General features: G+C 41.8%; 19 protein-coding genes and 1 pseudogene. 16 read left to right on the top strand and 4 right to left on the bottom strand.

Going from position 1 to position 26,682, the window contains the following annotated elements; all coding sequences use genetic code 11:
* Positions 1–475: 475 nt before the first annotated feature.
* Positions 476–2,476: a hypothetical protein gene (locus tag J4856_RS04800; RefSeq protein WP_065367944.1), complete on the bottom strand. Its 2,001-nt coding sequence runs from the start codon at positions 2,474–2,476 to the stop codon at positions 476–478.
* 682 nt (positions 2,477–3,158) lie between these two features.
* Between J4856_RS04800 and J4856_RS04795 the strand changes: the two genes are divergently transcribed.
* From J4856_RS04795 to J4856_RS04780, 5 genes are all read left to right on the top strand, one after another.
* Positions 3,159–3,479 carry a hypothetical protein gene (locus tag J4856_RS04795; RefSeq protein WP_025838749.1) on the top strand — a complete coding sequence of 107 codons (321 nt, stop codon included), beginning with the start codon at positions 3,159–3,161 and terminating at the stop codon, positions 3,477–3,479.
* Between the two features lie 131 nt (positions 3,480–3,610).
* The gene (locus J4856_RS04790; protein WP_065367943.1) at positions 3,611–5,728 is read left to right on the top strand and encodes a TonB-dependent receptor; all 2,118 of its coding nucleotides are present in this window, start codon (positions 3,611–3,613) and stop codon (positions 5,726–5,728) included.
* A gap of 16 nt (positions 5,729–5,744) precedes the next feature.
* Complete coding sequence (locus J4856_RS04785) at positions 5,745–7,049, top strand: hypothetical protein (RefSeq protein WP_249117978.1); 1,305 nt, start codon at positions 5,745–5,747, stop codon at positions 7,047–7,049.
* Positions 7,049–7,384 carry a hypothetical protein gene (locus tag J4856_RS13160; protein ID WP_249117977.1) on the top strand — a complete coding sequence of 112 codons (336 nt, stop codon included), beginning with the start codon at positions 7,049–7,051 and terminating at the stop codon, positions 7,382–7,384. The genes J4856_RS04785 and J4856_RS13160 overlap by 1 nt, the downstream gene beginning before the upstream one ends.
* Positions 7,385–7,823: 439 nt before the next feature.
* Complete coding sequence (locus J4856_RS04780) at positions 7,824–10,031, top strand: sodium-translocating pyrophosphatase (RefSeq protein WP_025838752.1); 2,208 nt, start codon at positions 7,824–7,826, stop codon at positions 10,029–10,031.
* A 185-nt stretch (positions 10,032–10,216) separates the two neighbouring features.
* Here the strand turns inward: J4856_RS04780 and J4856_RS04775 are convergent, their stop codons facing one another.
* A complete protein-coding gene (locus J4856_RS04775; protein ID WP_025838754.1) occupies positions 10,217–10,948 on the bottom strand; it encodes a nitroreductase family protein in 732 nt (243 codons plus the stop codon).
* A 97-nt stretch (positions 10,949–11,045) separates the two neighbouring features.
* Here J4856_RS04775 and J4856_RS04770 point away from each other — a divergent pair, with 97 nt between their 5' ends.
* The 5 genes from J4856_RS04770 to dnaA all read left to right on the top strand — a co-directional run bounded on the left by J4856_RS04770 (position 11,046) and on the right by dnaA (position 18,256).
* Positions 11,046–13,646, top strand: coding sequence for an adenosylcobalamin-dependent ribonucleoside-diphosphate reductase (locus J4856_RS04770; protein ID WP_025838756.1), 2,601 nt, complete (start codon positions 11,046–11,048; stop codon positions 13,644–13,646).
* A gap of 81 nt (positions 13,647–13,727) precedes the next feature.
* Positions 13,728–14,102 (top strand): dihydroneopterin aldolase, encoded by a 375-nt coding sequence (folB, locus tag J4856_RS04765; RefSeq protein WP_143150364.1) that lies wholly within the window; start codon positions 13,728–13,730, stop codon positions 14,100–14,102.
* Positions 14,103–14,153: 51 nt separating this feature from the next.
* Positions 14,154–15,485 (top strand): N-acetylmuramoyl-L-alanine amidase family protein, encoded by a 1,332-nt coding sequence (locus tag J4856_RS04760; RefSeq protein WP_025838760.1) that lies wholly within the window; start codon positions 14,154–14,156, stop codon positions 15,483–15,485.
* A gap of 11 nt (positions 15,486–15,496) precedes the next feature.
* Entirely contained in the window at positions 15,497–16,477 is a 981-nt protein-coding gene (locus J4856_RS04755; RefSeq protein ID WP_025838761.1) for an MlaD family protein, read from the top strand.
* A 372-nt stretch (positions 16,478–16,849) separates the two neighbouring features.
* Entirely contained in the window at positions 16,850–18,256 is a 1,407-nt protein-coding gene (dnaA, locus tag J4856_RS04750; RefSeq protein ID WP_025838762.1) for a chromosomal replication initiator protein DnaA, read from the top strand.
* A 681-nt stretch (positions 18,257–18,937) separates the two neighbouring features.
* Here dnaA and J4856_RS04745 read toward each other — a convergent pair.
* Complete coding sequence (locus tag J4856_RS04745; protein WP_346267152.1) at positions 18,938–19,906, bottom strand: alpha/beta hydrolase; 969 nt, start codon at positions 19,904–19,906, stop codon at positions 18,938–18,940.
* Between the two features lie 419 nt (positions 19,907–20,325).
* On the bottom strand, positions 20,326–20,694 hold the full coding sequence (locus J4856_RS04740; protein WP_143150365.1) for a hypothetical protein: 369 nt from the start codon (positions 20,692–20,694) through the stop codon (positions 20,326–20,328).
* 774 nt (positions 20,695–21,468) lie between these two features.
* Here J4856_RS04740 and J4856_RS13450 point away from each other — a divergent pair.
* From J4856_RS13450 to J4856_RS04715, 6 genes and pseudogenes are all read left to right on the top strand, one after another.
* On the top strand, positions 21,469–21,897 hold the full coding sequence (locus tag J4856_RS13450; RefSeq protein WP_025838768.1) for a cysteine peptidase family C39 domain-containing protein: 429 nt from the start codon (positions 21,469–21,471) through the stop codon (positions 21,895–21,897).
* 29 nt (positions 21,898–21,926) lie between these two features.
* Positions 21,927–22,238, top strand: a pseudogene (locus J4856_RS13445) (vitamin K epoxide reductase family protein); the annotation flags it as partial.
* A gap of 45 nt (positions 22,239–22,283) precedes the next feature.
* Positions 22,284–22,970, top strand: a complete 687-nt coding sequence (locus tag J4856_RS04730; RefSeq protein WP_234967329.1) for a thioredoxin domain-containing protein — start codon at positions 22,284–22,286, stop codon at positions 22,968–22,970.
* 158 nt (positions 22,971–23,128) lie between these two features.
* Positions 23,129–23,287: a hypothetical protein gene (locus J4856_RS04725; protein WP_156766850.1), complete on the top strand. Its 159-nt coding sequence runs from the start codon at positions 23,129–23,131 to the stop codon at positions 23,285–23,287.
* A gap of 72 nt (positions 23,288–23,359) precedes the next feature.
* Positions 23,360–24,118 (top strand): GLPGLI family protein, encoded by a 759-nt coding sequence (locus J4856_RS04720; RefSeq protein WP_025838771.1) that lies wholly within the window; start codon positions 23,360–23,362, stop codon positions 24,116–24,118.
* Between the two features lie 10 nt (positions 24,119–24,128).
* Complete coding sequence (locus tag J4856_RS04715; protein WP_025838774.1) at positions 24,129–26,681, top strand: carboxypeptidase-like regulatory domain-containing protein; 2,553 nt, start codon at positions 24,129–24,131, stop codon at positions 26,679–26,681.
* Position 26,682 lies beyond the last annotated feature (1 nt).

Below are 26,682 nucleotides of genomic sequence, written 5' to 3'. Positions count from 1 at the left end.
GAAAGGGCTCTATAACGAATCGTGTGGGTAATTCGTTATTGAGCCTAAAAATATTGTCAAAAAGTATAGCCTCGAACTAAATAAAACGCCAGATTGACCTTAGTTTTAATATGCTTAACGCACATTAAATCCCTGCTCTTGCATATACAGCAATGGTGTTATCTCTTCGCACATGTGGTGCATACCCTCCGCACCAAATGTGCTAAGCACCCGCACCAAACCGGTGGAATAGCAACACACAACTCACTCGATTCGTTATAGAGCCAAAGAATGACCATTTCTATACTTGGTATTGAGTAAAGGAATGGTCTTTTCTTGGGTTCTTCCGGGAAATGGAGTGATGGCGTAGATCTATTCTATATTCCGCAAGCGGTTACTGGCGGTTGGTAAACTGTTTGCGGAAGCAGGAAGGGAAGTGTTGGCAGGAAACAAAAAAAGCGACTCTTTGAGTCGCTTTTTTATTCTAATATTTTTCTTACCAAGCTGGACTTTTCAGCCAAGGGATGAAATAGTGTGTAGGGCGTCCTCGGCCAACAGTTAGCTTATCTTGTGAGACGCCATCAGTGGTAAACTTGGTAATGCGTGGTCTTGGCTCATTTGACTGTATCATATAGTTAGTGGTAAGCCAGTAAGTGTCCAGTGGGAACTCTCGTGTGATGATATCCCTGCTGTCCAGCCTCTTCCAGAACTCATTGTGACACAAGTAATAACCTGCTACATTGAGAGAGAGGTTATAGTTTGGACCCAAATAATAAGTTTCTATTTTTGCAACACCCGATGTAGCTTTAGAAGATGGGAAGGTCATTCTGACAGCCACTTTGTAGTTGTCTGTAGAGGTTGCGTCACGGTTACCAAATGGCTTGAAGCACATTATACCATATAAAACTCGCTTTCCTCGTTCTGTACAGAACCAGTTGTCAAACTTCTTTTGCTTTCCATTTAGGTCTGCAAAAGCGAGATTATTTCCCATCGTTAATATATATCCATATTCTGGTCCAATATCCATAGCATTACTTCCGTTAAATCCTTTGCCATCATCGAGCTGAAGCTTCGGGTTATTGAAGATAGGAGTAAACTCTGAGAATTTTGTTAATCTATATTTCCCGTTGTTCAGAGAAGGGTAGTGGTTGTCAACCTTTTTACCCTCGGCAATTTGCCCAGCTTCTCCTTCTTGTTTCTTCTCCAGTTCATTACCTTGTCTGTAAGCCCATAAGCGTTCAATAAACAGTGTAGGACGGATGATTCTCAGTGTCATGTTATAGCTTGAACCCGTTTTGAGGGCATCACTGAAGCTGGCCAAGAGATATCTACGACCCATATAAGGACGCCAGGTGCTTGGGTCAGTCTTGTATGTGTTCTTATCGTATGTGTAGTTGGTTCTGTTTGCATCCGCCACTTCAACATCTCCGAAGAGCAGGGTCTCATTTACGATACCACCATAATTACTAGTCTTCTTATAGTCAACAGGCATCAGGCACAGGAGGAAGCTACGGTTTGTCCTGGTGTTTGGAGTGTTAGTACCCGTTGATTTGTTATAGCTGTTGAAGTAGATGTGACTGTTGAGGTCACTCTGTCCATTACGCAGTGTTCCGTCGTTCTTAGCCCCATCATACTTGAGCGTGATGTTGGTAGTATAGTGCTTTGCGTTATACTTCTCGTAAATACTTGAGCTGCGGCTGATAGCATTCGCACTGTTTGGCTCCCAGTAAGAAGCTGCCAGGTCAGCATCGTCAGAAACGTTAGTTCCTACGCTGTTGAAGTTATAGTCACCAGAAGCGCAGAAAGCATTACTTTCCATAGTGATGTTACGACTCATCTTTGTAGGAAGGGTCATACGGCTCTCTAGTGACAGAGCGAGGAATACGCCCTGTGGCTTGAATACCATCTTCTTGCTTTCGTTGCTGAGCTTCAGCTTGTTGCCAGTCTTGACAATGCGACGCCAGTTGGTAGCGAAAGGACAGGATGCAGTGAACTCCTGGTTCTTCTCCATCAGGTCAATGGTGGTCTGAGTGTTCACAGACAGCTTGTTGCCATTCTTTTCACCACCCATAAATGACATAATGTACCATTCGCCGTTAGCTAGGTTGCTTGTAAGATTCAGCTTGTTGAGGTTAAACTTTATGCTTGTACCTTCCTTAATAACGCTCCAGTTTGCCTCGACGACTTCCTTGGCACCATTTCTCTTATTGTAGAGCACAACCAGCGAAGGCATCGTTTTTTGTGTGATGTTCAGTTTCGGATACAGAACGGTCTTGCCGCTGAGATTCTCTTCTGTAACCTTGAATGGCATAGCTGCCCTTGTATCAGGTTCGTTGGTAGGCTCATTGGCTTGTGCTTCTATAGCCACTTCGTAAGTCTTCAATTCATTTGCAGATGTAGTGGTTGTTGTCTTGGATTCGTAGTCTGTGCTAGTCTCGCTACACGACACGAATAGCAGTGAGGCTAAAATAGCCGTTGAAAAAACTTTAATAGACATTTTTATTAAGATGTTTCTGTATTCTTGTTTCGTTATTAAAACCCGTATAAGGGTATAGATATTTGACACATGTTTGTTTATTCGGGAAAGGATGCCTACTGGTCGTCAGTATCTTGGGTAAGGTCTCCCCCGTAATTAATGTCCTCAATAGTCGCTTCTGGTCCGGAGCCAGCTAAAAGGACTGATAATTCAACAGATATAACACTTGTATAAGGGGCAACATACTTTTTGCCTCGATTTGCCGATAATAGGCACGTTTGCTTGTCTTTTTTAAACATAAAATCTCACTGTATTAAAATTTGGTAGTACTTTTTAATGTTTGTCGGACAACCGCAAGTTGTCCTATATTTTCATATCGCATTGTTATTCTTTTCAGGGTTGCTTTTTAAGCCGCAAGCTGTTTTTTAGAACGAAATGAGATGCAAAGGTATAAAAAAAATACGAAATAACGCAAGAATAATGAATATCTTTATGGTTCTTGTATGAAGATCTCAGAGGAGAGAATACAGGCTGGGCAATACTGCTGAATAGTTACATCATTCAATCGTAATGTTAACATTGCCTAAAATCCCGAAAATAAATTGCCTAAATCAGCGAACCTGCATTTTTTTTTCGTATTTTCGCACTTAGAATTTTTTATGGCATGTAGAAGGCGATGTTCACATGCCTCATTTTGAACGTGATGAAGCAGAAGATAACGATAAAAATCATTTATGCGTGGGCACTTATGTTAGTGTTCACATCGATGCTTTTGCTTAAAGATTTCCACTATCACAGCACGTCATCGCTCAGCCCAGAAAAGGCATCTAAGAGTCATGTTGCTTCGGTAAGTAAGGTTTGTAGCATTTGTGATTTTGCTATGCACAAGACGACTGCTGCCAAGGCGACAGTCTTCGTACCTGTTGTAACAATCACTTGGGTTGCAAAACATATATTTACAGAACAAACTGTCTATCAGACTATTGTATCTATCAATAGCCATTCGCCTCCGACAGTGGGCTAATTATTATTTTTACAATATATAGGATAGGTGTGCGCAGGCGTGTACATGTCATTCTATATGCGAAACTTTCGTAGGTTTTTCGGTCGCTGATAGGGTCGAAGAGCCATCAATTGACATTTAATATTCAGTCTATGATGCTTAATTTAAGATTAGACAGGCATCAGTGGGCAGGTGTTTTATGCGCATTGTTGTGTTGGTGTATGCCATCAGCAGCACAGAATGAGCATACCACTAAGCCTACTCATGATTCCATTTGTCTAAATGAAGTTGTCGTTTCCACGCATCGTCAAACGATGGGTGCGAACCAGATAGGTACTCAACTCAATCAAACAGCCATTACCAATGCGATGGGACGCTCATTAGGTTCACTGCTCGAGGGTGTCAGTGGTATGAGTTCTATCCAGACCGGAACGATTGTCTCAAAGCCTGTGATACATGGAATGTATGGCAATCGTATTCTTCTGGTGAGCAATGGCGCACGACTTACGGGGCAGCAATGGGGTGCCGATCATGCCCCTGAGGTCGATAAAAATAGTTATAGTAACATCGAAGTGGTGAAAGGAGCCGATGCCGTAAAGTATGGCTCTGAAGCCCTTGGCGGTATCATTCTGATGCAGCCTGCACCCCTGCCTTATGACGTGCGGGGGCTTCATGGTATGGTTTCTGCCCTTTATGGCACGAATGGCAGACGCTTTGGTGCGTCAGGTTATCTTGAAAGTAGTTTCAAGTGGCATGGCAACTGGGCGTGGCGCTTACATCTGAACACTGAGAATGGTGGCGACAGAAGTACAGCCCATTATCTGCTCAACAACACCGGTATGCGTGAGAACGACCTGGCTTTAGCCTTAGGCTACAGCCGTGATGCATGGCGTCTGGAGGCTGGATATAACCTGTTTACACAGAAGTTAGGTGTGATGCAGAGTGCACAGATGGGTAACGAGCAGTTGTTGCAAGAGCGAATCCGACTCGGTCGTCCTGTTGATTTCACACCTTTCAGCAGACAGATAGGCTATCCGTTCCAACAAATCAATCACCATATTGCGTTCCTCAAAGCCTTCTATGATAACGATAAGTTAGGGCATTTTGCCTTTCAATCTACCTTTCAGCAGGACAACCGACGAGAGAATCGTATCCGTCGTCTGAACCATTCTGACATTCCTATGGTCAGTTTGCACTTGAAGTCATGGCAGAACTCACTCGTGTGGAACAAGGGTTATAATCATTGGAAGAGCGAGGCGGGAGCCCAGATGCTCATCACCGATAATAACAACGAACGTGGTACGGGCGTTGTACCTATCATCCCGAACTATACGGAGGTTGCCTTCGGACTTTATGGGCTGCAGAAGTACACTGCCGACCGATGGGGTATGGAGGCTGGAGTACGCTTCGACGGACAGCAGACAAAGGCTGATGGCTATGATTGGACTGGAAAAAGATATGGCGGAAAGCGTGATTTCACGAACTTCACTTATAGTCTTGGTGGTCATTATCACATCAATAGGCAGCTGAAGCTGACCTCACATTTCGGTGTTGCTTGGCGTGCCCCACACGTTTACGAATTGTATAGCAATGGTAACGAACTCAGTTCTGGTATCTTTGTGAAAGGCGATTCAACACTTCGCTCAGAGCAGAGTTACAAGTGGATTACGTCATTGAAATATACCAGTAAGGTCGTTGATGTGGAGTTGGCAGGCTATCTCCAGTGGATTAACAACTATATCTTTGACCAGCCAACGGGTAGAAACATTACCGTCGTGTCGGGTGCTTACCCTGTGTTCCAATACACACAGACACGTGCTTTCTTCCAAGGAGTAGATTTAGATACCCACATCCGCCCTATTTCGTCACTCGATTATCATCTTGTTACAGCAATGATTTGGGCACGTGAGATGCCATCGCACACCTATCTCCCATATATCCCGAGCTTCCGTCTGACTCATTCGCTGACTTGGTCGCTGCCTTTCCTCAAGGCTTTCGCACCAACAATCGGACTGACCCATCGATTCGTGGCGAAGCAAACACGCTTTAATCCAGCCACCGACCTCATTGCCACCAGTCCTGATGCCTATCATCTGATGGGTTTTGAAGCCAGTTTCTCAGTGCCAATGCGCGAGGGACAGTCATTCCGTTTCAGTCTGATGGGCGACAATATCTTTAATCGTGAGTACAAAGAATACACAAACCGCAGCCGTTACTATGCCCACGATATGGGACGTGACGTGCGCTGTATGATTACATGGAACTTTTAATTAAAACATAACAACGATGAAAACAAAGAGATTTATAAATGGTTTTTTACTTGCCTTCAGTGCAGTAATGACCCTACTGTTTGCGGCTTGTAACCCAGAACAGCCAGAGAACGAGAAGGAGAACAAACTTCACGAAGACCCAGTTCGTGCTGTCTTTACACTGCAGGAAGGAACACTTGACAATGCTTCTGCCTTTGACAATACGCCAAAGCAATCCGACTTCAAGGCTGCTGCCACGCCAGCGCAAGTGATTGAGTGGCAGACAACACCTAGTCAGGGTTGGCACGTGACAAGTCCTACGACTTCGTTCAAAGTTAAGAACAGCGTTGACAACCCTTCTGTCGTCTATCTTTTGAAGATGGACTATTATAATGCGAAGGGCGAAATGATGAACAGCCAGTTCTATAACCTCGGTCAGGACAAGATTCATCAGCACTTCTTCTCAATGTTCAAGCAGGTGATGTATGAGGGAAAGACGAGTTCTGTGCGTGTCACAAACAAGGCAGAACTACCTTACGACTACCGTTATTTGGACGAACTGAATGGTACGTTCATCGGCGATACTAACCCAATGGGCTTCGAAGGTCTTATCAAATTCGTGAAGCCTGGTCGCAACTTTACGCTCTCTATTGACCTCCTTCACGCAGCTGAGAGTAAGTTTGGTGATGATGGTAAGCCTTCTCCTTTCTACAATCCAGCAAAGAAGTTGCTCAGCACGGGTCTTTGGGATATTAACGTCAACCTGCCTATCGTGATTGATGGGCAAGATGATGGGCAGGATGCTGACGATGCTGCGCTTATCAATCCTGCAAAGGCGGTGATTGAAATCTATAATGGTCACCTCCATGGTCCACATGCTTTTCATCAGAACCCAACACCAAAGGAGTTGAAGTATATCGGTCGTAACTATAAGCTGATCTATACTTTGCAGAATGGTAAGTGGGTGGCTGATCCACAGAATGGTAAGTCAGTGAACCTCATGGGTAGCAGTCAGGACCATTATGTGTCAGCTTTTGTCATTCACTACTACGACAAGGCAGGTAACGAAATTACCTCTCAAATTGTCAATAATGGTGAAGACAGCCACTATCAGCACTTCTTCATGGTAGATAATATTCGCCCTTCTTATGGCGGAAAGAAGGAGGCTACGGACGTGAACTCAAAGGAATTTTTGATTACGTATATTGTGATACGGACCCATGGAATAAGACTAACAAGTATGACGGTGCTAAATTCACTGGTCAGTCGAACCCTATCGGACAAAAAGGCTACTTTAAGTTTTTGCGTACGCATAAGCAGTTTAACCTCGAAATTCGCCTGATGCGCGCGCATAAGTCTAAGTTTATAAATGGTGAGGCTAGTCCTTTCTGCGCACCAACCGAACGTCAGTTGAAGGATGAAGCGTGGTTGCCAACCATCGTCGTACCAATGAATATCTATATGGACAGCGATGAGCGTGAACTCGATTCAAAGGTTTTCGACACTGATTTCGATAAGTTAAGCAACGATGCAAAGGATTATTCTGAGAGCAACCTCGTGTCAATCCGTTCGCTGATGGATGCCTTTGGAATAACCGATATCAAGACAGCTGTCCTCGATTTCTGGTGGAATTTCCATGGAGAAAGCAAGCACAGCGATGCCGGCTTCTGGTTCTAAGCGGAAGAGGGAGGAACTTCTGTTGGTTGACTTAAAGCAGAAGAGAATGTAAAACATCAGGAAGACAGAAAGCGTGAATATGCTTTCTGTCTTTTTTTATAGCCAATCGGCTACGAATCACACGAATGATGAGGCTGAATGTACAGATTAACCTTAGGGGTTAATGGCTAAATCGAGCAATGAATCGATTAGACAATATGTCATTGAAAAAACATGTCTTTGTGTCATTCTGTCTAAAACACAAGCAATTTGTTAACCCATCAACTCCCCAAGGGGTATCTTGCATTTCATTCCCTTTGATAGAGGGGGCAGTTTACTGTTTGCTAGCCTAATTACCAGTTCCTTTATTTTTCCTTAAATCATTTTGCTTATCAATATTTTTTTATATATTTGCGCCGAATTATAATCTATATATTACATAACCTAAATATTTTGAATTATGGAACACATTCCACAAGTTTTTTGGCTCATCCCTATTGCATCAGTGTGCGCATTGGGAATGGCATGGTACTTCTTTAGGTCCATGATTAAAGCCGAGGAAGGCACACCACGTATGATTGAGATTGCTGAGTACGTAAGACGAGGCGCAATGGCGTATCTGAAACAGCAGTACAAAATCGTATTGATTGTCTTTGTAGTCCTCGCTATCATCTTCGCCATCATGGCTTACGGCTTCAATGCCCAGAACGAATGGGTGCCTTTCGCCTTCTTGACAGGTGGTTTCTTCTCTGGCCTTGCAGGTTTCTTCGGTATGAAAACCGCAACCTATGCTAGTGCTAGAACAGCCAATGCAGCCCGTAATGGACTCAATGATGGACTCAAGATTGCCTTCCGTTCGGGTGCTGTCATGGGTTTAGTCGTTGTAGGACTGGGCTTGTTAGACATTGCTATTTGGTTCATTGTCCTCACTTGGTTCTACGCTGATAAGATGACGCCAAGCGAGATGCTCATCACCATTACGACAACGATGCTGACCTTCGGTATGGGTGCATCTACACAGGCTTTGTTTGCACGTGTCGGTGGTGGTATCTATACGAAGGCGGCTGACGTTGGTGCCGACCTCGTTGGTAAGGTGGAAGCCAATATCCCTGAGGACGACCCACGCAACCCTGCAACGATTGCCGATAACGTAGGCGATAACGTGGGCGACGTGGCTGGTATGGGTGCCGACCTCTACGAGAGCTATTGCGGTTCGATTCTCTCAACTGCTGCCTTGGGTGCTACCGCCTTTGCAGCGTCAGCAGGCGACATGCAGTTGCGTGCTGTCATTGCTCCAATGCTCATCGCTGCTGTGGGTGTCTTCTTGAGTTTGTTCGGTATCTTCTTAGTAAGAACGAAGGAAGGAGCAACGATGAAGGACCTCCTCCGCGCTTTAGGACTTGGTACGAACACGGCTGCCGTACTCATTGCTGCAGCGAGCTTCCTGATTCTCTATCTCTTAGGCCTTGAGAACTGGCTCGGCGTCAGCTTCTCTGTGATTGCTGGTTTGGCAGCTGGTGTTGTCATCGGTCAAGCTACAGAGTACTATACTTCCCAGAGTTACACGCCAACAAAGGCTATCTCAGAGGCAAGTCAAACGGGTTCAGCTACTGTTATTATAAAAGGTATAGGTACGGGTATGATTTCTACTTGTATTCCTGTCCTCGCTATTTCCATCGCTATCATGCTGAGTTATCTCTGTGCTAACGGCTTCGACATGTCTATGTCTGCGCTTTCTATCCAGCACGGACTCTATGGTATTGGTATCGCTGCCGTGGGTATGCTCTCAACCTTGGGTATCACCTTGGCAACAGATGCCTACGGACCAATTGCCGACAATGCGGGTGGTAACGCTGAGATGAGCGAACTAGGAGCGGAAGTGCGTCAGCGTACAGATGCCCTTGATGCCTTGGGTAACACCACAGCGGCTACCGGTAAGGGCTTTGCCATCGGTTCTGCAGCGTTGACAGCGTTAGCGCTCTTGGCTTCATATATTGAAGAAATCAAGATTGCCATGGCGCGTGTCGGTACACAGATGACGAATGTTGCAGGCGAGACCATCGATGCTACCAAGGCTACGATACCAGACTTCATGAACTTCTTCCAGGTCAACCTGATGAATCCTAAGGTTCTCGTTGGTGCGTTCATCGGTGCTATGGCAGCCTTCCTCTTCTGCGGTCTCACAATGGGTGCTGTGGGTAGAGCAGCTGGTAAGATGGTGGCAGAGGTGCGCCGTCAGTTCCGTGAGATTAAAGGCATATTAGAAGGAACAGGCACACCAGACTATGGTCGCTGTGTAGAAATCAGTACACAGAGTGCTCAGCACGAGATGATTATCCCATCTTTGTTGGCTATCATCATCCCTGTCATCGTAGGTCTTTTACTTGGTGTAGCAGGTGTATTAGGTTTGTTGGTAGGTGGTTTAGCAGCAGGCTTCACCCTTGCTGTCTTCATGTCGAATGCTGGTGGTGCGTGGGACAACGCCAAGAAGTTTGTTGAAGAGGGCAACCATGGTGGTAAAGGCTCTGACGCTCACAAGGCAACGATTGTTGGTGACACCGTTGGCGACCCATTCAAAGACACGTCTGGCCCATCGCTTAACATCCTTATCAAACTGATGAGTATGGTCAGCATCGTGATGGCAGGTCTCACTGTTGCTTGTTTGTAAGTAAGCTAATAATTACTTTGGTTCTATAACGCATCGTGTGGAGTGTGTGTTGATATCCCACGTGTTTGGTGCGGGTGCCTAGCACTAATGGTGCGGATGGTATGCACATGTGGTGCGGATGGTATGCACCACATGTGCGCATGATTAACACCCTTACTCTCCCCGATGGGGAGGGATGGGGTGGGTTACCACTGCCCCTTCAACACCTCTAGCAACTCCTTCGAGATGGTCTCATTCGCAGCCTTCGTATAACGCAGGTCGGTGAAGACTTGTGCGAGGGTTTCTTTGTTATTGATTTCAACGAAATGCTTATTTTCAGGCAGCTGCTCCTTTGGCGTATAGAAGGCGTTGATGCGGTCGGGCGTGTAGTCATTATACGTCTCGTTGTGGATGATGCTGTCGATAGGCAGACGGTCAACGAGAGGAGGGTTTTCGTCTGGCCAGCCGAGTGTGATGGTGGCGACAGGCATCACTAGGCGAGGGAGTTGTAATACGTCAATGATTGCCTTAGGGTTGTAGATTGTCGTACCTAAGAAGCAAGTGCCCAAGCCCTCTTCTTCTGCGAGGTTGCAGAAAGTCTGACAATAGAGCAGCGCATCCGTGGCAGCATTCAGGAACGAGAGGAAGTTGTCGTAACCCGGTGTAGCCTTGCGGTTCTCCGCCCACAGTGTTGTACGGCGGAAGTCGGCACAGAATGTCAGTACTACAGGTGCTCCCTCCACCATCGGCTGATTGAAGTGCGCAGGGGCAAGTTGTGCCTTCTTCTCCGCATCGCGTGTGATGACAACAGAGTAAAGTTGTAGGTTCCCCATTGTTGGGGTACGTTCTGCTTTCTCCAGTAAAGCCCTTAACAGTGGCTCAGAAACATCCTTATTGGTATATTTCCTTATCGTCTTTCTTGTATTGATAGTTTCCATTTTGGATAATTTTGGTGCTACAAAGTTAAGTAAATGTTTTCTATTTTGGAAAACAATTCGTAACTTCGCAGACGAAAAAATTTCTAAAACGACAAGAATGGACACCAATCAAACTTACTCATACGATGAAGCTTTCCAAGCTGCATTGGCTTATTTCGGTGGCGATGAACTTGCTGCCCGTGTATGGGTCAATAAGTATGCGATGAAGGATAGCTTCGGAAATATCTATGAGAAATCGCCTGAACAGATGCATTGGCGCATTGCCAATGAGATTGCTCGCATTGAAAAAAAGTATAAAAACCCATTGACAGCTCAGGAGGTGTTCGACCTCTTGGACCATTTCCGATATATTATTCCTGCTGGAAGTCCAATGACTGGTATTGGCAACAACTATCAGGTAGCCTCCTTGTCCAATTGTTTTGTTATTGGACTGGATGGTGATGCCGATTCCTATGGTGCTATTATGCGCATTGACGAGGAGCAGGTGCAGCTGATGAAGCGTCGTGGTGGTGTGGGACATGACCTGACCCACATCCGTCCAAAGGGCTCACCCGTGAACAATTCTGCTCTGACTTCAACAGGACTTGTCCCTTTCATGGAGCGTTACTCCAACAGTACACGTGAGGTAGCGCAGGACGGTCGTCGTGGTGCCTTGATGCTTTCCGTAAGTATTAAGCATCCTGACTCTGAGGCTTTTATTGATGCCAAGATGGAGGAAGGAAAGGTGACAGGTGCCAATGTATCGGTGAAGATAACCGATGAGTTCATGCAGGCTGTCGTTAAGGATGAGAAATACGTGCAGCAGTTCCCTACGGAGAGCGACCAGCCAAGTGTTACAAAGGAAGTGTCAGCGAAGGAACTATGGGGAAAGATTGTACACAATGCATGGAAGAGTGCTGAGCCAGGCGTGTTATTCTGGGATACGATTATCCGCGAGAGCATTCCTGACTGTTATGCCGACCTCGGTTTCAAGACCGTTTCAACCAACCCGTGTGGTGAGATTCCGCTCTGTCCTTACGACAGTTGCCGACTTCTTTCGTTGAATCTCTATTCCTATGTTATCGACCCATTCACTGACCATGCACGTTTTGATATGGATCTTTTCAAACGTCATGCACAACTTGCACAGCGTTTGATGGACGATATCATCGACCTTGAGATGGAGAAAATCGACCTCATCATGTCGAAGATTAAGACCGACCCTCAGGATGATGAGGTTAAGCTTGCAGAGTATCATCTCTGGGAGAAGATAAAGAAGAAGAGCTGTCAGGGTCGTCGTACGGGTGTGGGTATCACCGCTGAAGGCGATATGATTGCCGCTATGGGTTTACGCTATGGTACTCAAGAGGCAACCGACTTCTCTGTTGAGATTCATCGTGCCTTGGCACTGAGTGCTTACCGCTCATCGGTGACAATGGCTGAGGAGCGTGGAGCCTTTGAGATATATGATGCGAAGCGTGAGGAGAAAAATCCGTTCATCCTTCGTCTGAAGGAGGCTGATGGACAGCTTTACGAGGATATGAAGAAGTATGGTCGTCGTAATATTGCCTGTCTGACCATCGCACCAACGGGTACCACCTCGCTGATGACACAGACGACCTCGGGTATCGAGCCAGTCTTCATGCCAGTCTATAAACGTCGTCGTAAGGTTAATCCTAACGATGCCGATGTGCATGTTGACTTTGTCGATGAGGTGGGCGACTCTTTTGAAGAGTACATCGTTTACCACCGTAAGTTCTTGACATGGATGGAGGTAAACGGAATCGACACGCAGAAGAAGTACAGCCAAGAAGAGATTGACGCACTTGTGAAGCGTTCACCTTATTATAAAGCGACAGCCAACGATGTTGATTGGCTGATGAAGGTGCGTATGCAAGGTGAGATTCAGAAGTGGGTTGACCATTCTATCTCCGTGACAGTGAACTTGCCTAACCAGGTTGATGAGGAATTAGTCAATAAGCTCTATGTTGAGGCATGGCGCAGCGGCTGTAAGGGATGTACAATCTATCGTGATGGTAGCCGTTCGGGTGTGATGATTTCTGTCTCTAAGAAAGATAAGAAGAAAGAAGAGAAACCAGCTGATGAAGAGAAGGCGAAAGATCTCAACTCAGCCGAGGAACACCACGAACACCTCAGCAGTCGACCACAGGTGATTGAAGTTCGTCCAAAGGAATTGGAATGCGACGTTGTTCGTTTCCAAAACAATAAAGAGAAATGGGTGGCTTTCGTTGGTTTGTTAGAGGGTTATCCTTACGAAATCTTTACCGGTTTGCAGGATGATGAGGAAGGTATTGCCCTTCCAAAGAGCGTCACGAAGGGTAAGATTATCAAGCAGACAGCTGAGGATGGTAGCCATCGTTACGACTTCCAGTTTGAGAATAAGCGTGGCTACAAGACGACCGTTGAAGGCTTGTCAGAGAAGTTCAACCCAGAGTATTGGAACTATGCGAAGCTGATTTCAGGTGTGCTGCGTTATCGTATGCCAATCGACCACGTCATCAAGCTCGTTGGTTCGCTGCAATTGAAGAGTGAAAGCATCAACACCTGGAAGAATGGTGTTGAGCGCGCTTTGAAGAAATATGTTACGGATGGTACGAGTGCGTCAGGTCTGAAGTGCCCTGTCTGCGGTCAAGAGACCCTTGTTTATCAAGAAGGTTGCCTGATTTGTACCAACTGTGGAGCCTCACGTTGCGGCTAAATAGTGAGTAGTAAAAACGTAATAAGTCAGAGGGCAGGCGGCTCGTCATGCCCTCACATTCCCTAACGAATGATAAAAATAATGACAAGTTATATTCTTCTGCAAGGGCTTCACTTCCATGCTCGCATCGGAGTAGGCGAGCAGGAGCGGGTTGTCGGTAACGAGTATGTCATCAACCTACGGATAGGCTATCCTCTTGCAAAGGCAATGAAGAGCGATGATGTGGCGGACACGCTGAACTATGCTGAGGCTTTTGAGGTCATTCGTGAGGTGATGAGACGTCCCGCCCAGCTGTTAGAGTCAGTCGCTGGTTCCATTGTCGAAGCATTGTCAGCGGCTTTTCCAATGATAAGTAGTATCGACTTAGAACTCGTGAAACTTAATCCGCCAATGGGTGCTGATTGTGACGGAGCAGGCGTGGAATTACACTTAATAAATGATAAAACCAAGGATTAGCGACTTGGTTTTCAACGAAAAACCGTATCTTTGTCGTTTAAATGGTTAAGTATGTTTAAGAAAATATCGCTTCTCTTTGTTTTCTTGGTCATGTTTGTTAGCGTTTCCTTAGCTTCAAACGGACGATTCACACTGGTTATTGATCCTGGTCATGGTGGTCATGACGCAGGTGCTATAGGTGCTATATCAAAGGAGAAGGACATCAACTTGAATATAGCTTTGGCTTTCGGTCGCTATGTTGAGCAGAATATGCCGGATGTTAATGTGATTTATACCCGTAAGACCGATGTGTTTATCCCTTTGCATCAGCGTGCCGATATTGCCAATAAAGCCAAGGCTGACCTCTTTATCTCTGTGCATACGAACTCCGTGGGTTCGGGGCGTTACGTGAAAGGCTTCCAGGTTTATACCTTAGGTATGCACCGTGCGAAAGATAATCTCGACGTTGCGATGCGTGAGAATGGCGTTATCTCAATGGAGAAAGGCTATCAGCAGACTTATCAGGGCTTCGATCCAAACTCTTCTGAGAGCTATATCATGTTTGAATTCATGCAGAATGCGAACATGGAGAGAAGTGTTGAGCTGGCGCGAATGATACAAAACTCTGTTTGTTCTAGTGCCGGACGTGTTGACAAGGGCGTTCATCAAGCGGGTTTCCTCGTACTTCGTGAGAGTTATATGCCGAGTTGTTTGATAGAGTTGGGCTTTATCACAGCAGCTGATGAGGAGGAATTTCTGAACTCTCCTACAGGTATCGATGCGATGGCGAAGGGTATTTACAATGCTTTTGTACAATACAAGAATAAGTATGACTCACGCATCGTTGTTCCTTATCGCCCTGCTGAGAATAAGCGTATCGTCGTTGATCGCGTTATCCCAACTGTACCAGCAGGTAGGCCAAACGCTGTAATCCCTGTTGAGAAGCCGCGTCCTTCGGATCGTGGACAAAGCACACGTACTACTGTTCCTGTTGAGCAACCACGTTCTTCAGCACCAACACCAAAGCCTCGCCCTATGACGAAGATACAAGAGGCGAAGAAACGTATCTCAGATGCCATCCGCGAGTTGCTCCCATGTAATGACGCAGAGTCTGAGACACAGAAGAACCAACCCGTGTTTAAGGTGCAGATTATTGCCTCTAACCGCCAGTTGCGGTCGGGCAGTGAGTTGTTCCGTGGTCGAAACGATATTGATTGTACACAAGAAGGCAACTTCTATAAGTACACCGTAGGTTCCAGTACGAATTATAATGAGATAGCCAGCCTACGCAATAAGCTGTTGAAAGACTTCCCACAGTCATTCATCATCGCATACAAAGGGGGCATGCGTATGGATGTTAATCAGGCGATAGCAGAGTTTCTTAAGAATAAAAAGAATAAGTAAATAAAACGGATATGAAGAAATTTTTCACTCCTCAAGTAAAGATTGCACTTGTTGCTATACTTGCTGTTGTTGTGTTGTTCTTAGGAATGCAGTTCCTAAAGGGCTTATCACTCTTCTCGAACGATGCACATTATAAAATCAAGTTCGACGATATTACGGGCTTGTCAAATTCAACACCTGTTTACGCACGTGGTTTCAAGGTGGGTATCGTTCGGAACATTAACTACGACTATGACAAGTTGGGCGAACTAATCACCGTCGATATCAATGTTGACAGAACCCTGAGAATCCCAGAGGGTACTACCGCTGAGATTATCAGTGACATCATGGGTAATGTGAAGGTTGAACTCAAGTTTGCCAAGAACAGCCAAATCCTGAAGGAGAATGGATGGATTGACGGACGCATCAACGATGGAACCTTAGGCGACTTGAAGAGTATGGTCCCTTCGTTCCAGAAGATGTTGCCAAAGGTGGATAGCATCCTTGGTAGCGTCAACGCACTGCTTGCCGATCCAGCCCTGAAGAGTTCTATGCATAACATCGACAAGATTACGAACGACCTCACCACTTCAACACGTGAGTTAAACACCCTCTTGGCACAGGTCAATGGCTCTTTGCCTTCGCTGGTGACGAAGACGGGGCGTGTGATGGACAATGCCAATGGATTGATGAACAATGCCAACAGAGGCATCACAGAGGCACGTGGCGCTATCCGTGGCGCAAACACGATGATGGCTACACTTAATAATAAGGTCGATGGAGTGGATGTTGAAGGAACGATGGCTAGGGTTAACGCAACCATCGACAACCTGAATGCTTTCACAGCTAAGTTGAACAGCGGAGAAGGATCAATGGGCCTGTTGCTAAATGATGCATCATTGTACAATAATCTTAACAATACAGTGCGTTCAGCTGATAGTCTTTTGACAAATCTTAAGGCTCATCCAAAGCGTTACGTTCACTTCTCTATCTTTGGTAGAAAAGACAAGTAATTTAAATAAAGTCTAAATAGTTTAGGCAATGTTTCACACACGGGGAAAGGGTAATGAAGCCATTTGAGAATCAGCTTCTTTACCCTTTCCTCGTTTTTGTTTCACTCTTTTTGCTGTTAAAGGTGTGACGGCGGTTGAACAAGTTGTTTTTCAAACACTTACAAATACACAACCAGGAAAATGTATTGATTCCAGGTGGATATGATGCAACGTACACAGGTATAGCGATTTACATACTTTTCCGCATCTATTATATAAAACTGATGATAGCTAAGTTTACAAATAAATTGCTAACTTTGCACTATCAAAAAAAACAGAGATAAGGGCTTGCCGCTATCTCAAGAAAGGCATAGAAATTATAGACAACCGATTATGAACGTCAATCCTAAAAATCTTTGGGATAGTTGTCTCCAGCTCATTAAGGAGAATGTGACCGAGCAGCAATTTGACACTTGGTTTCGCCCGATTGTATTACAATCTTATAAACCGGCATCCAAGACATTGTTAGTTCAGGTTCCAAGTCAATTCGTATATGAGTATTTGGAGGGACATTACGTAGATTTGCTACGTAAGGTGCTCACGCGTGTCTTCGGACAGGGCGTGCAGCTGACGTATCGTGTCATGGTTGACCAGGAGAATCACCTCTCGCAGGACTTTGAGCAGGATACCGTTGAGGATATCTCTTCACAGCGTCCGACAGCGCGTGCCAATCAAAGCCCTACAGTGCTGGATACAGTTCCGCAGGACCTCGATTCACAGCTCGACCCTCATAAGTCATTCAGCAACTATGTTGAAGGCGACAGCAACAAACTTCCACGCTCGATCGGTCTTTCTATCGCAGAACACCCTAACACAACACAGTTTAACCCAATGTTCATCTATGGACCATCGGGCTGTGGTAAGACCCACCTGGTCAACGCTATCGGATTAAAAGCAAAACAGCTTTATCCACAAAAGCGTGTGTTGTATGTTTCTGCACGTCTGTTCCAAGTACAATATACTGATTCTGTACGACAGAATACTACCAATGATTTTATCAATTTCTATCAGACAATTGATATCCTCATTGTCGATGATATTCAGGAATGGGTCACTGCTACAAAGACACAGGACACCTTCTTCCATATCTTCAACCACCTTTTCCGTAATGGAAAACGTATCATCTTAGCCAGTGACCGACCACCAGTCGATCTCAAGGGCATGAACGATCGCCTGCTGACGCGTTTCTCTTGCGGATTGATAGCTGAGCTTGAGAAGCCTAACGTTCAACTTTGTGTGGATATTCTCCACAGCAAGATTAAGCGTGACGGACTCAATATCCCTGAGGATGTTGTACGCTTTATCGCTGAGACTGCTAATGGTAGCGTGCGCGACCTGCAGGGTGTTATCAACTCCCTCTTGGCTTACAGCGTTGTCTATAACAGCAACATCGATATGCGTCTGGCTGAACGGGTTATCAAACGTGCCGTGAAGATTGACGACGAACCGCTGACCATCGATGATATCATGGATAAGGTATGCTCACATTATAATGTCACGATGATGGCAGTCAACTCTCGTTCGCGTAAGAAAGACATTGTGATGGCACGCCAGGTGAGTATGTATATGGCGCAGAAATATACGAAGATGCCTGCAAGTCGTATCGGAAAGTTGGTGGGTAATCGCGACCACAGCACCGTCATCCACAGCTGTTCAAAGATAGAAGATCGCTTGAAGGTTGATAAAGGATTCTCTGCTGAAATCGCAAGTATCGAAAACTCGTTTAAGTTAAAAGCATAGGGTATTAGTTTGAAGTCTGTCGCAATGATTGGTGACAGGCTTTTTTTAATTCTGAATTATCCACTCACCCAACTGATAATTTTCCTCTCTTTGTTTCTGAAATATCTTTACATATTTCATTCAAAAATCCCTTCATAGGTCCTGAAAATCCCTCAAAAAGCCACCTTTGTAACCCTCTTGTTTTCAATAGATTACAAAGCTGTTTCTAAAAGGTGCTTAGTAAGGGGCTTAAAGGGCGTTAGTAAGACCCTTGAAGGGCGTCTTCAACAAGCCAATTGGGCGTCTTTAAGTATCTCAAAGAGCATCTCCTAAAAATGCGTTTGTGAATTTATTTTACATTCAGACTTTGTTTTTAAGGCAGAATGTACAGAATGCCCAGATTTTTAATGTACATATTTGGGTGCTCGATTTATTAACTGGACTGCCGATACGCCCTGAGACTTTTCCAATGACATGTGACAGAGAAGGTGACCGATTCCAAAACGTGAAAAAGGATAGAATATTCAAGGTGATGGTGCTTGTAACACTCAACAAGTGGGCTAACTCAGATAAATTGCTTAATTTATGCATCCATAACAGTTCCCTTTAAAAAGGTGATACCTAAATGATTGGATACCATAAAGGTACAACTCTTCTCAGAGAAACTGTTATGTTTAACTCTCTATTTGAGAGTGGGAAACTTTAGTGTTTAAAAATCTTTTGTGCAAAGATAGTCAGATATTCTCTCCAGTTACGCCAGGTATGACCACCTTTTGTCTTAAGATAAACGTATTTATAAGATTCTTTATCCAATGCTGCACGAAGCTTTTCATCATCCTGTGAGAGGAAATCATCCTTACCAATACCTATCCATATAAGCTTAGGAGATTTCTTACATAGCGTCTTAAACTTCTCGTCAATATTCTGATAAATAGGAGAAAGACGATCACCATCCTTTGACATCTGACTGAATGCCGCAGAAAATAAGCCAATATAATCAAAGGCGTCAGGATTATTTAATGCAATGTAAATTGAATGGAAACCGCCCATAGAGAGTCCTGCAACAGCTCTGTTTGCCTTATCTTTCTTCACACGATAAGCCTTTTCAACAAACTGAATGATATCTGGGAAGGCCTTTTCAAAGTTTCCATCCATTGTTTTAGGGTATCGCAATGCAGCAGTAACTAATCCGCTAGAACCCTCACCTGGTGCTGCTTCCTGCGAAATATTACCATTTGGCATCACCACTACCATTGGTTCTGCTTTTCCCTCGGCAATGAGGTTATCTAAAATTTGCGTGGCACGACCCAATTCTTCCCATGCATTCTCATCACCTCCCATACCATGAAGCAAATAAAGAACAGGATAGCGTCGATTGCTTGTCTCGTAACCTGCTGGCGTATAGACTGTCATACGACGTTTAATCCCTGCTGTTGGACTATCATACCATACCTTTCTTACCGTTCCATGAGGTACATTCTTTACCGCATACAAGCCATCTACACCGCCGCCAACAAGCGCAACACTATATGTATTACCAATATCGCGCACCGTATATATGTTCTTTGGATCAGTTATCTTTACACCATCAACAATGAGATTATAACTGTAGAACTCTGGTTTTAAGGGTGCAGTTGTCAGTGTCCATCGTCCAGTTTCATCTTTATTCATCAGCTGTGGGCTCCAGTCACCATCCGCATACTTATCAGAAGTATCTTTCCCTGCATATAGGAAATTACCTGTAAGCTCAACCTTCTTTGCATCTGGTGCAAAAAGACTGATAGTTAAAGTGTTATCAGCATTTACTATAGGAGATACAATCTCGTTGTCTTTCCAGTTAAGAACCTCCTGAGCAGCTACTAATGATATGCTTGTAAGGCAAGCAAAAAAAGAATGAACCTTTTCATGATTTCGTATTTTTATTTATGACATTAACTTAATTCTCAATGGTTGTGGGCACTATTTTTGAAGTGAGACACATATTTGATGATGTCTATATACGTTGATAAACCTTAAAAACATTATTACCAATGAGTTATAAAGGTGTCAGATATATGAAGACTTCTCCCCACCATTTCAAATATCTTTTATTATTTACTACTTATAATCAGTAAATCCAAAGCTGTTTTATAGCTCAATCTGCTTATGTCTTTTGAGACTTCTCTACGCACAGGCAAAGGTAAATAAAAATCATATAAATTCAAATACATAAACAAAAAAACAAAGTCATGTGCTATTAAAGAACAACTACGCATCCCATATAATATGAAACATTCACTTCTGTTTTCCAGTGCTTTGGTCATAATCTCAAAGTTGTTGCGCATTTCTGAGCCGGTGACTATTAATTGCCCTATCTCACTAACAGAGAAGCCAAGAACGCCACAAAGCGCAGTAGGCAAGCTCTCTATGCACTTCAGTACACGATGCCATAGCGTAAGTGCCGTGACATCTTCTTCCATGTAGGCAAACAATTCCCCATGGTCTCATAGTCTGAGTAGATGACCAAGACCAAAGTATGAGAAAAGTGAGAAAATATCGCTGCTTATATTTTTTTAACACTCAAAAGCTTGGAAGTTTCGCTTAAATTATCTAGATTCGCATCCATAATAGTTACTCTTTAATTTATTGATAATCAATGTAATAAAGCACTAAAAAGTTACCAATAATTATTGAGAAACTGTTATTTTAAGCCAACTTCTTGAGGGTGGGAAACTTTAGATGTTTAATGACTTTTTATGACTTTTCTGTTAAATGCGTAGATGTTTTTCGTATAGCGTTAAAGGAAGAATCGAAGTTATGGTTCTATAACGTTTCATATGGGTAATAGGTTTTGATTAGTTCGTAATATAACATATTACTACAATAAAGTTTTCAGTTTTAGAATATCTTTCATACTCTCTTTTTGCTAATAAAACTCATGAGTTCGAAAATCTAAGGTCTGTCTATGAATGTAACGGAAATTATACTATGCAAGTTTCTAAATCTACCTGCACGAAACGTTACAGAGCAAAAAATCCGATGCCTATATCTCCAAGAATATGAAAGGCGGAGGCTGTAAGTTTTTTGTAATTAACCACTATTTTTTCCTTTTTCTTGACATAACCTTAGTAAATAAATACTATCTTTGTACCCGAACGAGTTGAAAAGCCAAACAATGGTCAACACCATAAGTATTACTACCTGACACTAAGGCCTGAGAACATCTTAATATTTATCTTTGTAAGTTCAGTCATATGGATAGAATGTATTTGATTAAAGAACTTTCTTTTCTGTTGAAGGTTTCGAACGTTAAAATTGATAGAAGTCTTTTGATAAAAGAACTCCTGTCTGATCCATGCTATCCTAATTTGGTATCGATCTCGAAGACGCTAAATTTTTTCGGTGTTGAAAATGAATCCTATATTGTTGACATAGATCATTTGTCAAGTCTCAAAAATGTTATTGTTCATACCACAGATGAGAATGGTCATTTTTATGTATTAAAAGGATGCTGCAAAGATGATGTATACCTATATGATGGCAGTGACAAAACTATTTCTAAATCAGAGTTTCTATCTATTTGGAATGGTGTTACTCTAAAAATAAACAGGGTACATCAGGATTATCACCCATCTAATAATCATACTCTGAGCATTTTTTTGCGACTTTATTCTTATTGGTAGTTAGTAGTGTCTCTATTCTTCAAGATAAAATGATTCAGGCTCTTTTTTTTCTGAACATTATAGGGTTGGCACTTGCAGGTACTTTACTTAAGAAGCAGATGTACAACTATGATACAATTCCTTTTTGTATGAGGGGAACTAAGTTTGATTGTAAATATGTTTCTGACCGAAATCCATTTAGGCGCTGGATTCCATTCGATTTGCCCGTTTTAGGATTATTTTTTTTCATTTTCTGCATAAGCTATTTAATGCTAACTCAATACACAAATTTTATCTTATGGACAGTTAACTTTGTTGCTGTTATTATTATGCTTATACTAACATGTTACCAATTGTTCATGATACGCAAGTATTGTGTGTATTGCTTGAGTATAACAATAATAGTAATGATAAAGATTTTCCTGCTAAAGCCATCATTAGCAACAATAAGACTAGTTACATTTTCGAACTTAATATGTGCATTTTCATTAGCAGTTCTTTTGAGCATAATAATTTATAAATTTGCATATGCTGATAGTATCTTAGATGAAAAGGAGATTGAATTATTAAGATTAAAACGAAATAAAAGAATCATGTCTGAGTGTTTCTCTAAAAAACACTTGGGAAATCCTATTAGCGATATGATGGAGTTTGGTAATAAAAATGCCGACATAGTTATCACAACCTTCATTAGTCTACGTTGTACTCATTGTCGGAAAGTTGTGAACGATGTTATAAATTTATTAACACAATTCCCTAAACGCTTCCTTTGGAGAGTTGTAATAGATGGGGTATATCACCCTGCTATGCCTGAAGATGTATTTGCTAAAATCAATGCTCGTCAACTAAATCTGTTAAGACTATATCACCAAGACAAGAAACAGTGTATGAAAGCATTAAGGGGATGGAATATTATGAGAAATAATATTAAAGACGCATATTTAATAGCCGCTTATAGGCATCAGCTTGAAATGCTTCAAAGTAAAAATATTAGTCATTATCCTCATATCTGGGTAAACGATTATATTTTTCCAAAAGAATATACTATAAAAGATTTACTATGTATGCAAGATGAGATTATTCAACTTCGATGAAAAAATATAACTGCATGTTGTCGAAGGCATAGCTACCCTTTTGCTCACATGGAGTATATAGAGGAAATAGCCTAATTCCTCTTTAAATATCATGGTACCTTAGAGTCGACATATGGTATGCATGGTTTAGGATTATTACTAACATTAAACTTTTGAATATGAAAAAGTTAGAACTATCACAAATGATGAGTATTTTGGGAGGCTATCAAGCTTCTGAGTGTAAGGCTGTTCAAGCTCATGCTGTAGCACTTTCTAAAAAGAATGCTTCTTTTGACGAATGGGAAGAATGGTGTCATCTTTACGATAAATACTGCTAATATGTATAATCGTAATTAATATTAATATTTGCATAGGGGAGTTTCCCCTATGCAAATTTAAAAATAATTATTATGAAATTATACTCTTTCTTTATTACATTTATAATGTCTCTACTTAGCTGCTATGGACAAAATACCCATATAATAGAACCAAGCATAATTGAAATCAGTTACCATACAAAGTATTGTAATGGTTATGATGATTTTGCACTTAGAGTAGGAAAAAACCTAAGTGAATATTTTAGTTATCATAAGTTACAATTTGATTCTTTGGCAACTAATCCAGAAACTGCTCTAGCTGTGATTAATGAAAAAATCAAAGCAGCCAAAAGCAATAATAAGACAACTGAACATAAAATAGAATTCCCAGGTCATGGAGACTATATTTATAGAAATCTTGAAGAAGGGAAACTAATAACTTATACACAAGTTTGGTTCTCTTATTATAGAATAGTAGAGGATATTCCCACGCAAAAATGGGTTATTTATGAAGACAGTACACAGAATATAATTGGATTCAATTGTACGATGGCTACAACACATTTTCGTGGACGAGAATGGAAAGTTTGGTTTAGTGAAGAAATTCCTTTATCACTCGGTCCATGGAAATTGGGAGGCTTACCTGGACTGATTTTAGCGGTACATTGTGATAATTTTGTGGATATAATTGCAACTAATATAAAAAGAGAGCAATTATCGCCAATTAAATTTTATAATTTCTGGGAAAATAAATTTGAAGATATAGAACGTTGCACCTTTCTAAAAATGGCTGCTAATCCCAAAGGCTGTCCAAAGAATGTTATTATTATTCCTGAAATGGAATTAGAATAAAGAGCAGCATATGAAAAAATATATTATCTTGATTTTGGTTCTACTATATGTACAATCTGTAAGAGCACAAGAGATAGTACAAGGAAATGTTACAGATATTGGGGGGCATCCAGTACCTGCAGCCATTATTAAAACTATAGATGTTTTCACAAAGAAAACATTAAATTTCTGCCAGACTGATGATAAAGGAAATTTTACTATTACAGCAAAGGAAGGTACTATTTTGCGTATTTCAGCAATGAGTTATAAAAGCCAAGAATTAAAGATTGTGAAAAGTATGCCAAAACAGTATATCACATTAGAAGAAGATACTAAAATGCTGTCAGAGATAACTGTAAAAGCAAAACCTGTTCAATTAAGTGGGGATACTATAAAATACCTCTTAAATACTTATGCAAAGCCTAATGATCGAACTCTATCAGATGTTCTTGCACGTGTTCCAGGTTTTGAGGTGAATAAAGAGAATGGAGAAATACAGTATGAAGGTAAGACTATAAGCAATTTTTATATTGAAGGTATGAATATGATGGATGGTAAATATGGTTTGGCAACTAAATCATTACCGAAAGATGATGTGGCTACCGTTGAAGTAATGAAGCATCATCAACCTATCCGCGTACTAGATGACTTTACTTATTCTGACGACAATGCCATTAATGTTAAAATGAAAAAAGGTGCAAAAGCACATTGGATGACTACTTTTAGTGGAAGTCTTGGTCTAAAGACTCATGGAGGATTGTGGAAATTTGAAACATTTGCTATGCGTCTTAAGCCAAATTTCCAAACAATTCTTACCTACAAAACCAATAACATTGGCGACAATATACGAAGAGAGGCTGATGATCTTTTGAGTTTTGACGAGTTACATAGTCCTCTAACAGCCCTGCTCTCTCTCCCATCTCCATCACCTTTATTACTCAGAGGACGTTCGCTTTTTAATCGTTCTCATGCTATAAGTTTAAATGCATTACAACGTATAAATGAAAATTCTCAGATAAGTGCACAAGTTACTTATACCAATAATCGTGAAGAAGCTACTTCACTGAGACAATCGTATTATTATATGAATAGCGGAGTAAAGGCAGTGGAAACCAGCAAACAGTTTGTAGAAAACAGCAACAACCTCTTTGCAAAAATTAAATACGAGAATAATGCCAGCAATCATTATCTTAAAAACGAATTTTCTGGTAACTTCTCATGGAACAAGCAATGTTTGAATGAGCAAGGAACTAATCCACATACAATGTTGGGTAACTTGCCTATTTATACGCTGAAAGATAACTTCAGTATTATGAAGAAGTATGGTAAACGCCTTGTTACTTTTGAATCGAAGAATATATTAGAACTTCGTCCACAACAGATGTACGTCGACTCATCAGCACAGTCTATCAATCAGCATTATTATGAAACTAATACAGATATAAGTGGAAGTTTTAAATTAGGCAAATTTGTTGTATCAGGAAAAGCAGGAGTAAATGCAGGTATCCATTCCTTTTCATCAAATTTAGTAGGTGTTCCTGATAGCTTAGGATTACTTATAGGTAAAAGTAGTTTTACATTTGCAAAAATCTATATTAATCCAGATATCGAATATATAATAAAGGACTTTGAATTTACATTGTCCAGTGACATATCTTACAATCATTATAAGTATAGTTTAGACAATGTACATTATAAATTTCTATTTTCTCCTAATTTTCATCTTAGATGGAAAGTTACAGCAAGATGGAAATGTTTTGCGGATGCCTCCATTAATACAATACAAATTAATGCTGCTCAGTTTTATCCAACAGTGGTATTGCAAGACTATCAATATATGAACAAGGGCTTTGCTGATTACCACTTAAGTAAAGAAAAAAATATGGGTTTAGGCTTTACTTATAATGATGCTTTGGGAGGCACATCATTACGCTTACGACTAACTAGAGCATTTGGTAAATCGCCTTATATATCAACACAAGACTATATAGGCAACTATATTGTAGAATCCTTAACTCCTGGCAATACAAAATACAATAGCTGGAGTATTTTGTTCACAGGTTCACAGAGCATTCCTTTTATAAAAGGAATATTAAATGTAAGAACTTTGTATGATGTAATGAATAGTCATATAATACAGAATGGAAAGCAAATGCCATATGATAGGAAAAATTTTAGACTTACTTCTAGTATTGATATTGGGTTGATAAAAAAGGTTGATTTTACTTATAAGCTTACTTATAGTTTTAATCAGATGAAGATGCCTATGCTCGGAAGAACCTCTAATTTAAATAGTTGGAAGCATGAAGGAAAGGTTGTAATACCTCTTTGTAAAACTTTGAATTTAGAATCTTTGACAGAATACTATCATAACGAAGTCGCACAGAAAAAATTTAAGGATATTTTCTTTCAGGATTTCAGTTTGAAATTTAAAGTTAAATACTTCGATTTCAGTCTTGCTTTGAATAATGTTTTCAATAAAAAAAACTATGGCTATGGATTTAATAATACGTTTTCAAGTAGTTTTAGTAATCAAGACATTAGAGGAAGAGAACTAATGATTAGTTTCTATTATAAACCTTGAT

The sequence above is a fragment of the Prevotella scopos JCM 17725 genome (assembly GCF_018127785.1).
Classification (GTDB): domain Bacteria; phylum Bacteroidota; class Bacteroidia; order Bacteroidales; family Bacteroidaceae; genus Prevotella; species Prevotella scopos.
The sequence above is the reverse complement of the archived record's forward strand: the minus strand, read 5'-3'. Positions and strand labels throughout refer to the sequence as shown.